The organism is Pseudomonas asturiensis (assembly GCF_900143095.1).
Classification (GTDB): Bacteria; Pseudomonadota; Gammaproteobacteria; order Pseudomonadales; family Pseudomonadaceae; genus Aquipseudomonas; species Aquipseudomonas asturiensis.
Window position 1 is genome coordinate 123,389 of record NZ_FRDA01000012.1, and the last position, 12,719, is coordinate 136,107.

Below are 12,719 nucleotides of genomic sequence, written 5' to 3' on the forward strand. Positions count from 1 at the left end.
CTGAGGGAATGCGCGACACTCTGCCCCCTTGTTGAAGCGCAGCACTTCGCTGCGACACCCGTCATTGATCTGATCAGGAATCGAGCATGTCAGACGCTATTCACTCCTACGAACCCTCCAAAGGTCACGGCCTGCCTCACGACCCCTTCAACGCGATTGTCGGGCCGCGTCCCATCGGCTGGATTTCATCTCAGGATGCCAATGGGAAATTGAATCTGGCGCCCTACAGCTTTTTCAACGCGTTCAATTACATTCCGCCGATCATCGGGTTTTGCAGCGTGGGCCGCAAAGACAGCCTCAATAACATCGAGCAGACCGGCGAGTTCGTCTGGAATCTGGCGACACGCGACCTGGCAGAGGCCATGAATCAGACGTGCGCACCGGTCGGCGCAGAGGTGAGTGAGTTCGAACTGGCCAACCTGACGCCGCTGGCGTCACAGATCGTGGCCGTGCCACGTGTGCTCGAAACACCGGTTTCCTTCGAGTGCAAGGTGACGCAGATCGTCCAGTTGCAGCGTGCAGACCAGGCGCTGGTGCCCAGTTGGCTGATTCTGGGCGAAGTGGTCGCGGTGCATATCGCCAAGTCGCTGCTCAAAGACGGCATCTACGACACCGCCGCGGCCGAGCCGATTCTGCGTGGCGGTGGCCCGGCGGACTATTTCCAGCTGGGCCCCGAGGCCTTGTTCAAAATGTTCAGACCGGGAGCCTGATCAGGGCTTGTCCCATACCAGCTCGCCCTCGGCGTCGACATTGACCAGCCGCTCCAGCTCCTGGACAGCGGCCAGATCGGCGTCATGGGCGGTCTTGAAGGTCTGCCCCGGCAACACCGCATGAAAGCGAGGCGCACCACCGGCCCGCGCTTTGACCGCGATTGCCGCCCGATAACCTTCCTCGCCAGGTATAACTGCCGATACTGCCTCGAACTCTTCGTATTCCGTGCGCGCCATCCGTCTTGATCCTGTCCGATTGATAAAAGCGCGGATTCTAGCCTGTCCGCCCGACCCTGTGTGGGCTGCAGTTTCCTGCTAATCGCCCAATCCTGTCCTACACTTCAGTCAGCTCTTTCACATTGCTCTGCCACTGAAGTGAGGCGTGCGTCATGAAAGCGAAAACAAGAAAATGCATGGCTGTTGTGGGTGTTATCACGGTGCTGGGTGTTTATGCAGCAGGTGTCTATCGTGTCGAACTGGCACGTCAGGCAACGACCGTCGTCAGTTGTTCGTTCGGTCATTGCGTGCCGAACGAATCCACCTTCAGCGCGTTGCGATGACCGGTACAGGCTTCGCCTGTTCCACCGCAGATTGAACAAAGGGTGCTATCGATTAGCAACCTATCGGATTAGACTGGCCAGACTTCTCCCGCCACGCTTCGGGCGGGTCAACACTGCCATCAGGTTCTGCCTTGACCAGTCTTACTCAAACCCCTCCTGCTATCCGCAGCATCCTGTTCGCGTTGATGATGGCCGTGCTGCTCAGCGCGCTGGACCAGACCATCGTCGCCGTTTCGATGCCGGCCATTTCCGCTCAATTCAAGGACATCGACCTGTTGGCGTGGGTGATCTCCGCCTACATGGTTTCGCTGACCGTGGCCGTGCCGATCTACGGCAAGCTGGGTGACCTGTACGGACGACGCAAATTGATGCTCTTCGGCCTGGGCCTGTTCACCCTCGCCTCGCTCTTTTGCGGATTTGCCCAGAGCATGGAGCAATTGGTACTGGCGCGCGTGCTGCAAGGCATCGGCGCGGGCGGCATGGTGTCTGTGAGCCAGGCGATCGTTGCCGACATCGTTCCGCCGCGCGAGCGGGGTCGCTATCAAGGTTATTTCAGCAGCATGTACGCGGTCGCCAGCGTGGCTGGTCCGGTACTGGGTGGCCTGATGACCGAATACCTGTCCTGGCGATGGGTCTTTCTGATCAACCTGCCTCTGGGCATCATCGCGTGGGTCGTGGCGTGGCGCACGCTGGTCGGGCTGCCGGTTCCGCAACGTAAACCGATCATCGATTATCTGGGCACCGTGCTGATGATCATCGGCCTGACAGCCCTGCTGCTGGGCATCACCGAAATCGGCCAAGGCCATGACCTGAGAAATCCACAGGTTCAATTGCTTCTGGCTGTCGCGTTGCTGGCACTGGCTGTTTTCGTCTGGTACGAACGCCGCACACCCGAACCCCTGCTGCCTATGCACCTGTTCGCCAACCGCAGTGCAGTGCTGTGCTGGTGCACCGTGTTTTTCACCAGCTTTCAGGCCATTTCGCTGATAGTGTTAATGCCGCTGCGTTACCAGACAGTGACGGGAGGCGGGGCCGACAGCGCTGCGCTGCATTTGCTGCCGCTGGCAATCGGCATGCCCATGGGCGCGTACTTTGCCGGACGACGCACGGCACTGACTGGCCGTTACAAACCGTTGATCACCACGGGCGCTGCGCTTATGCCCATCGCGATTCTGGGCATGGCCTTCACGCCCCCTCAATCGATCGTACTGATGAGTCTGTTCATGATCCTGACCGGGATCGCCACCGGCATGCAGTTCCCGACGTCACTGGTAGGAACCCAGAACTCGGTTGAGGTGAAGGACATGGGCGTGGCCACCAGCACCACCAATCTTTTCCGCTCTCTGGGTGGCGCGGTCGGCGTAGCCATGATGTCGGCGCTGCTGCTGGCGATGCTGCAGCACACCGGTGTGGGCCAGTTAGGTAGCGCGGTGCTGGCCCACGAAGGCGGGTCTGGAAATGTGCTGCTCGACAGCCTGAATGCCGCAACAGGCCCGGCGCTGGAAGCCTTGCGCGCAGAGCTTGCTCTGACATTCAGGCATTTGCTGATGATCAGCGCTGCTGTCTCGCTGCTCGGACTGGCGGCCGCATGGGCGATGCCCAACAACCTGCTGCGCGGCCGGGATCAGACCTGACAGGGAGAACTGCGGATGCCCGTCAGTCCGCCTGGGCCGCCCAGAACCACTGGGTGCGCTTGCCCTTGATGTGCTCGAAGGCCGGCATGATGTCACCCTCGTTGAACAGCCGTCTGGAGCGGGCCTGGGCGTTGCTGAACCAGTAACCCGACTGCGGGCAGGCGTGACCGGCATCGACCGGCGGCAGAACCTTTTCATCGAAGCGGGCAAACCATTGGGCGGTGGTGTCTTCGTTGAAGCCCGTGCCCGGCACGATGTAGGGGTGAAGATTACCGGTGTCCTGGAGGCGGATCGGCTTGATCACCTTGTTGACCGCCATGTAGGCCTTGGGCACCGACTTGTCCCTGCCCCCCAGCTCAGGCACTGCGCCGGCACGAATCATCAATCCGTTGCTGTAGCTGTGGAACACTACCTCGCTGTACGGGCTGAGCTGGCCACGCAGTTTGTCACTGCCCCCCAGACGCCTGACGAACGCCTCCCCCAGCACGGTGTACCAACCAACGCCCTTGATGCGGTCCAGCAGCCGCAGACTTTCGATATGCGGGCCGGGATCGACCATCAGGCCGACATATTCCCGGGCCAGGCGATACTCCCATGGCAGAAGATGATGTCCGTCGCAGGGCAGAATGCACGCAAGCCCCCCAAAGCCATGTTCGGCCTGCACTTCGCTGCTGAGGTAGCGGATCCAGGTTTCGTAATTTTTCAGACCGTCAGGCTCAGCCAGGTAAGACCATGGCAGCACCATTTTCAGGCAGGACAGATCATTATCAGCCTGACCTTGCGGCGTGTTCATGACGAACAGGCTGTATGAGGAAACCTCCGCCTGGGTTGCACTGGCTAGCGACCAGACAAACTGATCATCGGGCGACCCCAACAACACATGGCGCTTGCACGACGCGAATCCCGATGCCGACAAGCGGCGCATGCGCGCGTACAACTGCCACTTGAGCACGGGTTTGAACGTTTGGTAGAAGCGCGAGAAACACGCCGCAATCCGACGCTTCACTTCCTGTGTATGGCCTTGTTTGAAATACAGCGTAGTGATCAGCCCCAGCCGTACAACCGGTGTACCCAGTGCCGAGTCCACGGCGATACGTTCAGATTGTCGCTCGAGTCTGTCCAATAAACTTACGCCGTCAGATACCGCTTCCGACATCACCTGCCTCCCTTTCATACCTTGAGGTTGAGGTGGCGCCTATTCCATGAGTAACGCCCGCGGGGACAGCCGCCACCGATCCGGTTATCCAGACAATGCGACCGCAGCGTCGCGACGTGTCTGTCTCCGGGCAGCTGTCAGTGCTTTCAGACCCTGAGGGCGCGGGATTCCGCAAGAACATGCAACCTCCTCCCACCTTGTCGATTAAGGCGCGAAGAGTGAAGGGAGTTTTCAAGCGGAGCAATACACGGAATTTAGTTTGGGAAATCAGCTACATGTATCAGGAAATGTCCTACCGACTTCCTACAAACTTTTGTCATCCCGCCGCATAAACAGCCCCTTGGAAGGACGGTTAAAGTCCTGACGGGACAGCAAGCGTTAAACTTTTTGTTTATTCAGCATTAAATTAAAGACAGACAGTGCCCACGGGGAACCGTCGGGCGTTATATTCGGTCATCTTTGAGGTCGCCGAGACGAGCGATTCGCAATGTCGGGCTGAAACGCAGCATGTCCATGCAGACCTCGACCAGTTGCTCGGACTCAGAGGGCAGCGAATAGCTGTCGGGAACCAGCAGCCACTGATAAATGATGCCGTTGATGTACGAGAACAACGCGACCGCAGCGCGGGCCGTGTCCAGATCGGCAGGCAACTGCCCTTGACGCACGGCGTTGCTCAACGCGAGGCGAATTCGAACATGGCACTGGATGGCGTTTTCCTGGCGTTGACGACGGAAATCACACATCTCATCGGTAAACTCGCACTTATGAAAAAGGATTTCATTGATGCGACGGGTTTTCGGGTCAAGTGCAAGCTCATGAAACAAGTGAACCAGCAGATTTTTCATGCACCCCAACGGGTCTTCTTCGTCTTCGCTCTGGCTTGCCTGAGACATTTCATCAAGCGGCTCCTGCAGGCTGTCCAGCATCGCCTGGACCAAATCAGCCTTGTTGTTGAAGTGCCAGTAGATCGCCCCCCTCGTCACGCCTGCAAGGGTCGCGATGTCAGCCAGCGTCGTGCGTGCCACACCACGCTCATAAAAAGCTTGCTCGGCGGCCTCCAGAATCTGGCTGCGAGTGACTTGGGCTTCCTCTTTGGTGCGACGAACCATGGCAATCAAACCTCAAAAAATTCGCGTCAGGCCGCTGCTGTGCTGCAAGCCTTACGACGTAACCGGGCGGCATTTGTCTCGCCTTGTCCCGAACCCGCTGATGGTGCCCTTCGTAGTGGCAAATCTCACATAGAAGGTGTTTACAAACAACCGTGAATGTAAGTATATTCCTTAGCATGCTACTTATCTAGCCGAAATATTTTTTAACACTTCAACTTTCTGTTGAACGAACAGGCTCCTGCCCCCGAGGATCTTCATGCATTTCAAGCCAGCTGTTACCGTTCTGGTCACTGCCGTCGCCCTGGCAACCCTGCTCAGCGGTTGTAGCAAGAAGGAGCAGGAGGCGCCGCCTCCGCAGAAACCTGAGGTGGGTGTTGTCACCCTCAAAGCTCAGCCCTACACGCTGACGACCGAGCTACCGGGCCGCACGACCGCTTTCCGTGTGGCCGAGGTTCGTCCTCAGGTGAACGGCATCATTCTTAAGCGCCTGTTCACCGAAGGGGGTGACGTGAAGGCCGGACAGCAGCTGTATCAGATCGATCCGGCCATTTACGAAGCCAACGCCAACAGCGCCAAGGCCACCCTGCAATCTGCCAAATCGATGTCCGATCGCTACAAGCAACTGGTCAACGAGCAAGCGGTAAGCCGTCAGGAATACGACACCGCCCTGGCGAACACCCAGGAAGCTCAGGCAGCACTGGAAACCGCTCAGATCAATGTGCGCTATACCAAGGTGCTGGCACCGATTGCCGGTCGCATCGGTCGCTCCGCTGTCACCGAAGGTGCTTTGGTCAGCAGTGCGCAGACCACCGCGATGGCAACCATCCAGCAACTGGACCCGATCTACGTCGACGTCAACCAGTCCTCGGCAGACATGCTCAAACTGCGTGCTGATCTGGCCAGCGGCAGACTGCAGAAGTCCGGTGACAACGCAGCGTCGGTCAAGCTGACCCTGGAAGATGGCAGCGAGTACGCGAAGGAAGGCAAGCTGGAGTTCTCCGAAGTGTCGGTCGACCAGGCAACCGGTTCGGTGACGTTGCGCGCCGTGTTCCCCAACCCGGACCACATTCTGTTGCCCGGCATGTTCGTTCACGCACAGTTGAAAGCGGGTGTGAACAGCAAAGCGATCCTCGCGCCGCAGCAAGGTGTGACGCGCGACCTCAAAGGTACGCCGACCGCTCTGGTGGTCAACAAGGACAACAAGGTTGAGCAGCGTGAGCTGGTCACCAGTCGCACTGCCGGTGCCTACTGGCTGATCGAGAAAGGTCTGGTCGAGGGTGATCGCGTGATTACCGAAGGCCTGCAATACGTCAAACCAGGCGCTGAAGTGAAGGTCAAGGAAGCAACCAACCTCAACACTGACCAGTCTGCCAATGCTGCCCCTGCTGCCACTGGCAAAGGTGAGTGATAGATGTCCAGATTCTTTATTGACCGCCCCATCTTCGCCTGGGTATTAGCCCTGGTGATCATGTTGGTAGGCACGCTTTCGATCATGAAGCTGCCGATCAACCAATACCCGGCCATCGCGCCGACGGCCATCGATATCCAGGTCAGCTACCCGGGTGCTTCCGCACAGACCGTGCAGGACACCGTGGTACAGATCATCGAGCAACAGCTCAACGGTATCGACAACCTGCGTTATGTTTCGTCGGACAGTAACTCCGACGGCAGCATGACCATCACCGTAACCTTCAATCAGGGTACCAACCCTGACACCGCTCAGGTACAGGTACAGAACAAGCTGAACCTGGCCACCCCGCTGCTGCCGCAAGAAGTGCAGCAACAGGGTCTGCGCGTGACCAAGTCGGTGAAGAACTTCCTGCTGGTGATCGGTCTGGTTGCCGAAGACGGCACCCTGACCCGCGAGGACTTGTCCAACTACATCGTTTCCAACATTCAGGACCCGATCTCGCGTACTTCCGGCGTCGGTGACTTCCAGGTGTTCGGTTCGCAGTATGCAATGCGCATCTGGCTGGATCCGGCCAAGCTCAACAACTTCCAGTTGACCCCTGTGGACGTGACCACAGCGGTCAGCGCGCAGAACGTGCAGATTGCGACCGGCCAACTGGGCGGCCTGCCAGCGCTGCCCGGCACTCAGTTGAACGCAACCATCATCGGCAAGACCCGCCTGCAGACCGCTGAACAGTTCGGCAACATTCTGCTCAAGGTCAATACCGACGGTTCGCAGGTTCGTCTCAAGGATGTCGCGCGTATCGCGCTGGGCGGCCAGAACTACAGCATCGACGCACAGTTCAACGGCAAACCGGCCTCCGGTATGGCGATCAAACTGGCCTCCGGTGCCAACGCACTGGACACTGCCAAAGCCATTCGCGCCACCATCAGCGAGCTGGAGCCTTTCTTCCCGCCGGGCATGAAGGTCGTTTACCCGTATGACACCACCCCGACCGTCACCGAATCGATCAGCGGCGTGGTTCACACCCTGATCGAAGCCATCGTGCTGGTCTTCCTGGTGATGTACCTGTTCCTGCAAAACCTGCGCGCCACGATCATCACCACGATGACCGTGCCGGTGGTACTGCTGGGTACATTCGGCATTCTGGCCGCCTTCGGTTTCACCATCAACACGCTGACCATGTTCGGCATGATTCTCGCCATCGGGCTTCTGGTGGACGATGCCATTGTGGTGGTGGAGAACGTCGAGCGGGTGATGGCCGAGGAGCATCTGTCGCCCAAGGAAGCCACGCAGAAGTCCATGGACCAGATCCAGGGCGCCCTCGTCGGTATCGCCATGGTGCTGTCGGCGGTTCTGCTCCCGATGGCGTTCTTCGGCGGCTCTACGGGGGTGATCTACAAGCAGTTCTCGATCACCATCGTGTCTGCCATGGGCCTGTCGGTTCTGGTAGCTCTGATCTTCACCCCGGCGCTGTGCGCCACCATGCTTAAACCCATCGATCCGGAAAAACACGGCCAACCCAAGCGTGGCTTCTTCGGCTGGTTCAACAGAACCTTCGACCGCAGCGTGGTCAGCTACGAAAACGGCGTGAAGCGCATGGTGACCCACAAGTTGCCGGCCTTCGTCGTCTACCTGATCATCGTCGCGGGCATGATCTGGCTGTTCACCCGCATTCCGGCGGCGTTCCTGCCTGAAGAAGACCAGGGCGTCATCTTCGCCCAGGTACAGACTCCGGCCGGCTCGTCCGCAGAACGTACCCAGAAAGTCATCGACGAGATGCGCGACTTCCTGCTCGACAAGGAAAAAGGGGAAGGCAAAGGCGTGAACTCGGTGTTCAGCGTCAACGGCTTCAACTTCGCCGGTCGTGGCCAGAGCTCGGGCCTGGCATTCGTGATGCTCAAGCCGTGGGACGAGCGTGACGATGAAAATACCGTGTTCAAGATCGCCGCACGCGCTCAGGCCCATTTCGCCAGCTTCCGTGACGCCATGGTCTTTGCCGTAGTACCGCCATCGGTACTGGAACTGGGTAACGCCACCGGTTTCGACGTGTACCTGCAGGATCAGGGCGGCGTCGGCCACCAGAAACTGCTGGATGCACGCAACCAGTTCCTGGGCATGGCAGCGCAAAGCAAGATTCTCGCGGGCGTACGCCCTAACGGTCTGAACGACGAGCCGCAATACCAGCTCACCGTGGACGACGAGAAAGCCAGCGCACTGGGCATTACCCTGTCCAACATCAACCAGACCCTGTCCATCGCGTTGGGTGGCAGTTACGTCAACGACTTCATCGACCGTGGTCGAGTGAAGAAAGTGTACGTGCAGGGCGAAGCGTTCAGCCGAATGACGCCTGAAGACTTGCAGAAGTGGTACGTGCGTAATGACAGCGGCACGATGGTGCCCCTGTCGGCCATCGCCAGCGGTGAGTGGATATACGGTTCGCCCAAGCTGTCGCGCTATAACGGTGTAGCGGCCATGGAAGTACTGGGTACGCCGGCTCCGGGCTACAGCTCCGGCCAGGCCATGGCCGAGGTTGAAGCCATCGCCAAGAAACTGCCTGCTGGCATCGGCTACTCGTTTACCGGTCTGTCGTTCGAAGAACGCCTCTCCGGCTCTCAGGCACCGGCCTTGTACGCACTGTCCATGCTGGTGGTGTTCCTCTGCCTGGCGGCGCTCTATGAGAGCTGGTCGATTCCGATCGCGGTCATGCTGGTGGTGCCGCTCGGCGTGATTGGTGCGTTGATGGCGACCAGCCTGCGCGGGTTGTCCAACGACGTGTTCTTCCAGGTGGGCCTGCTGGTGACGGTGGGTCTGGCGGCGAAAAACGCCATTCTGATCGTCGAATTTGCCAAGGAACTGCATGAGCAGGGCAAGTCCCTCGTCGAGTCGGCGATGGAAGCTTGCCGGATGCGCTTGCGTCCGATCATCATGACCTCGATGGCGTTCATCCTGGGTGTGGTTCCGCTGGCCATTTCCAGCGGTGCAGGTTCGGGTAGCCAACACGCCATCGGTACGGGTGTAATCGGCGGTATGATTACCGCAACGGTCCTGGCGATCTTCTGGGTGCCTATGTTCTACGTCGCAGTGTCGTCGGTGTTCAAAGGCAAAGACAAATCAAGCAAGCAACAAGTCAAACCTACCGAGGCTGGCCAATGAGCAAGTCCCTGATCTCTCTGGCAGTTACCGCGTTCATTCTCGGCGGCTGCTCTCTGATCCCCGAATACAAGCAGCCGGAGGCCCCGGTCGCCGCTCAGTACCCGCAAGGTCCGGCGTATTCGCCGGCCGAGGCGGCCAACATGGCCGCCGCAGAACAGGGCTGGCGCGAGTTTTTCAAGGATCCGGCGTTGCAACGCCTGATCCAGACCGCGCTGGTCAATAACCGCGACCTGCGTGTCGCGGCCTTGAACATCGACGCCTACCGCGCGCAATACCGCATCCAGCGTGCAGACCTGCTGCCTGCGGTCTCTGCCACCGGCAGCGGCAGCCGACAGCGCGTGCCGGCCGACCAGTCGCAGACCGGCCAGTCGGGCATCAACAGCAGCTATTCGGCCACCCTGGGCGTCAGCGCCTACGAGCTGGATCTGTTCGGCCGCGTGCGCAGCCTGAGCGAACAGGCACTGGAAACCTACTTCGCCAGTGAGGAAGCACGTCGCAGCACCCAGATCAGTCTGGTTGCCAGCGTGGCCAACGCCTACCTGACCTGGCAGGCCGACAAGGAACTGCTCAAGCTGACGCAGGACACCCTCAAGACCTACGAAGAAAGCTATCGCCTGACCTCGCGCAGTAATGAAGTGGGCGTTTCTTCGGCACTGGACCTGAGCCAGTCGCGCACCGCCGTCGAAAGCGCGCGCGCCCGACTGGCGCAGTATCAGCGTCTGGTCGCCCAGGATCAGAACAACCTGGTGCTGCTGCTTGGCACCGGGCTGCCTGACAACCTGCCTGCCAGCCAGTTGCTCGCCTCCGACGTACTGACCGAAATGCCAGCGGGCCTGCCCTCGGACCTGTTGCAGCGTCGCCCTGACATTCTGCAAGCGGAACACACGCTCAAGGCCGCCAATGCCAACATCGGCGCCGCACGTGCGGCGTTCTTCCCAAGCATCAGCCTGACCGCAAGCGCAGGCACCAGCAGCACCGAACTGTCCGGTCTGTTCAAGGGAGGCTCCGGCACCTGGCTGTTCCAGCCAAGCATCAATATCCCGATCTTCAACGCCGGCAGCCTGCGCGCCAGCCTGGATTACTCCAAGATCCAGAAGGAAATCAGCGTCGCCAACTACGAGAAGGCGATTCAGACCGCCTTCCAGGAAGTGTCCGACGGCCTGGCTTCGCGCAAGACCTACGACGAGCAGCTCCAGGCGCAGCGTGACTTCGTCACCGCCAACCAGGACTACTACCGTCTTGCCGAGCGTCGTTATCGTATCGGGATCGACAGCAACCTGACCTTCCTCGACGCCCAGCGTTCGTTGTTCAGCGCGCAACAAACGCTGATTACCGACCGCCTTGCGCAGCTGACCAGCGAGGTTAACCTGTACAAGGCCCTCGGCGGCGGCTGGTATGAGAAGACCGGTCAGACGGCAACCATCGACAAGGAAAAACCGTCGATTCAGTTGTTCTGACGGCTCCGCTCAGACAGACGCCCAATAAAAAACCCACCGGATCCGGTGGGTTTTTTTATGCGTGCCGAACAGCTGCGATCAATGATCGTGGTGCAGGTAGGCAGGCTGTTTGGGCAAGCGCAGGCTGAACAGGAACGCCACCGCCATCATCACCGTCACGTACCAGTAGAAGCTGTTTTCCATACCGGCACTTTTCAGCTTCAAGGCAACAAACTCAGCCGAGCCACCAAAGGCTGCGTTGGCCACGGCGTAAGCCAGACCGACGCCCAGAGCACGCACCTGAGGCGGGAACATCTCAGCCTTCACCAGCCCACTGATCGAGGTATAGAAGCTGACGATGCCCAGTGCCAGCGTGATCAGCACGAACGCCATGAACGGGCTGGTGGTGGTTTTCAGGGTCATCAGGATCGGCACCGTACACAGCGTACCCAGCGCGCCGAACCACAGCATGGAGTTACGCCGGCCGATACGGTCAGCCAGCATGCCGAACAACGGCTGCATGCACATGTACAGGAACAGCGCGCCGGTCATGATGTAACTGGCGGTCTTGGCTTCCATGCCGCCGGTGTTGACCAGGTATTTCTGCATGTACGTGGTAAAGGTGTAGAAAATCAGCGAACCACCGGCGGTATAGCCCAGCACGGTAATGAACGCGGCCTTATGGTGCTTGAACAACGCCGTGATACTGCCTGCGTCCTTGTCCTGACGGCTTTCGGCTGTGGTGGTTTCATTCAGCGTGCGACGCAGCAGCAAGGCGATGACCGCAGCCGCTGCGCCAATGACGAACGGGATTCGCCAGCCGTAGGCGCGCAGTTCTTCAGTGGTGAGAAACTGCTGAAGGATGACCACGGTCAGTACCGCCAGCAACTGACCGCCGATCAGGGTCACGTACTGGAACGAGGCGTAGAAACCGCGCTGCCCGCGTAACGCCACTTCGCTCATGTAGGTGGCTGTGGTGCCGTACTCCCCGCCCACCGACAAGCCCTGGAGCAGGCGCGCCATCAGCAGTAACGCCGGTGCCCAGGCGCCAATCGAGGCATAGGTTGGCAGACAGGCGATGATCAGCGAGCCGGCGCACATCATGGTCACCGAAATCAGCATGGAGTTCTTGCGACCATGCTTGTCGGCCACCCGCCCGAACAGCCAGCCGCCTATCGGCCGCATCAGAAAACCGGCAGCGAACACGCCTGCGGTGTTGAGCAACTGAACGGTCGGATCATCGGAAGGAAAGAAAGCGGGCGCGAAGTAGATCGCACAGAAGGCATAGATATAAAAGTCGAACCATTCGACCAGGTTCCCGGAAGAAGCGCCGACAATCGCGAAAATTCTTTTGCTTCGCTCCTCGCCGGTGTAGTGCGGTGCTTTCGATGTTGTGGTCATTGTTATCCCCAAGCAGAACTATCCATAAGACACAATCTGTAACACCCTGCTGCTCCAAGCACAACAACCCGCGCCCCTGACTTGCCTTTTCGTGGAGGCAAAACAGAGACACGGGTTGCTGAACAACTCAACAATACGGGTTGCGA

10 protein-coding genes are annotated in these 12,719 nt (G+C 59.2%); 6 read left to right on the forward strand and 4 right to left on the reverse strand.

What is annotated here, in order from left to right:
- Positions 1–86: 86 nt before the first annotated feature.
- Positions 87–710, forward strand: coding sequence for a flavin reductase family protein (locus tag BUB69_RS19925; RefSeq protein WP_073169722.1), 624 nt, complete (start codon positions 87–89; stop codon positions 708–710).
- Here BUB69_RS19925 and BUB69_RS19930 read toward each other — a convergent pair whose 3' ends face one another.
- Entirely contained in the window at positions 711–947 is a 237-nt protein-coding gene (locus BUB69_RS19930) for a hypothetical protein (protein WP_024688693.1), read from the reverse strand.
- A 152-nt stretch (positions 948–1,099) separates the two neighbouring features.
- Here BUB69_RS19930 and BUB69_RS28930 point away from each other — a divergent pair, with 152 nt between their 5' ends.
- Positions 1,100–1,270: a hypothetical protein gene (locus BUB69_RS28930; protein WP_175561792.1), complete on the forward strand. Its 171-nt coding sequence runs from the start codon at positions 1,100–1,102 to the stop codon at positions 1,268–1,270.
- 131 nt (positions 1,271–1,401) lie between these two features.
- Positions 1,402–2,904 carry an MDR family MFS transporter gene (locus BUB69_RS19935; protein WP_073169724.1) on the forward strand — a complete coding sequence of 501 codons (1,503 nt, stop codon included), beginning with the start codon at positions 1,402–1,404 and terminating at the stop codon, positions 2,902–2,904.
- 22 nt (positions 2,905–2,926) lie between these two features.
- Here BUB69_RS19935 and BUB69_RS19940 read toward each other — a convergent pair whose 3' ends face one another.
- Positions 2,927–4,060, reverse strand: a complete 1,134-nt coding sequence (locus tag BUB69_RS19940; RefSeq protein WP_073169726.1) for a DUF3396 domain-containing protein — start codon at positions 4,058–4,060, stop codon at positions 2,927–2,929.
- A 443-nt stretch (positions 4,061–4,503) separates the two neighbouring features.
- Entirely contained in the window at positions 4,504–5,169 is a 666-nt protein-coding gene (gene pmeR / locus BUB69_RS19945; RefSeq protein ID WP_073169727.1) for an auxin-lysine conjugate-binding transcriptional regulator PmeR, read from the reverse strand.
- Between the two features lie 256 nt (positions 5,170–5,425).
- Between pmeR and BUB69_RS19950 the strand changes: the two genes are divergently transcribed.
- Genes BUB69_RS19950 through BUB69_RS19960 form a run of 3 tightly spaced genes read left to right on the forward strand, consistent with a single transcriptional unit; the run spans position 5,426 to position 11,193 of the window.
- Complete coding sequence (locus BUB69_RS19950) at positions 5,426–6,577, forward strand: efflux RND transporter periplasmic adaptor subunit (RefSeq protein WP_073169729.1); 1,152 nt, start codon at positions 5,426–5,428, stop codon at positions 6,575–6,577.
- Positions 6,578–6,580: 3 nt separating this feature from the next.
- Positions 6,581–9,736 (forward strand): efflux RND transporter permease subunit, encoded by a 3,156-nt coding sequence (locus BUB69_RS19955; protein ID WP_073169731.1) that lies wholly within the window; start codon positions 6,581–6,583, stop codon positions 9,734–9,736.
- Positions 9,733–11,193: an AdeC/AdeK/OprM family multidrug efflux complex outer membrane factor gene (locus BUB69_RS19960; protein WP_073169733.1), complete on the forward strand. Its 1,461-nt coding sequence runs from the start codon at positions 9,733–9,735 to the stop codon at positions 11,191–11,193. Before BUB69_RS19955 ends, BUB69_RS19960 begins: the two co-directional genes overlap by 4 nt.
- A 78-nt stretch (positions 11,194–11,271) precedes the next feature.
- On the opposite strand, the gene BUB69_RS19965 is transcribed toward BUB69_RS19960, so the two are convergent.
- Positions 11,272–12,573 (reverse strand): MFS family transporter, encoded by a 1,302-nt coding sequence (locus BUB69_RS19965; protein WP_073169735.1) that lies wholly within the window; start codon positions 12,571–12,573, stop codon positions 11,272–11,274.
- Positions 12,574–12,719 lie beyond the last annotated feature (146 nt).

Excerpts from the sequence above, each read along its gene's own strand:
- BUB69_RS28930 (WP_175561792.1), top strand. The coding sequence starts at position 1,100 with ATGAAAGCGAAAACAAGAAAATGCATGGCTGTTGTGGGTGTTATCACG.
- BUB69_RS19940 (WP_073169726.1), bottom strand. The coding sequence starts at position 4,060 with ATGTCGGAAGCGGTATCTGACGGCGTAAGTTTATTGGACAGACTCGAG.
- BUB69_RS19965 (WP_073169735.1), bottom strand. The coding sequence starts at position 12,573 with ATGACCACAACATCGAAAGCACCGCACTACACCGGCGAGGAGCGAAGC.
- BUB69_RS19930 (WP_024688693.1), bottom strand. The coding sequence starts at position 947 with ATGGCGCGCACGGAATACGAAGAGTTCGAGGCAGTATCGGCAGTTATA.
- BUB69_RS19950 (WP_073169729.1), top strand. The coding sequence starts at position 5,426 with ATGCATTTCAAGCCAGCTGTTACCGTTCTGGTCACTGCCGTCGCCCTG.
- BUB69_RS19925 (WP_073169722.1), top strand. The coding sequence starts at position 87 with ATGTCAGACGCTATTCACTCCTACGAACCCTCCAAAGGTCACGGCCTG.
- BUB69_RS19955 (WP_073169731.1), top strand. The coding sequence starts at position 6,581 with ATGTCCAGATTCTTTATTGACCGCCCCATCTTCGCCTGGGTATTAGCC.
- pmeR (WP_073169727.1), bottom strand. The coding sequence starts at position 5,169 with ATGGTTCGTCGCACCAAAGAGGAAGCCCAAGTCACTCGCAGCCAGATT.
- BUB69_RS19960 (WP_073169733.1), top strand. The coding sequence starts at position 9,733 with ATGAGCAAGTCCCTGATCTCTCTGGCAGTTACCGCGTTCATTCTCGGC.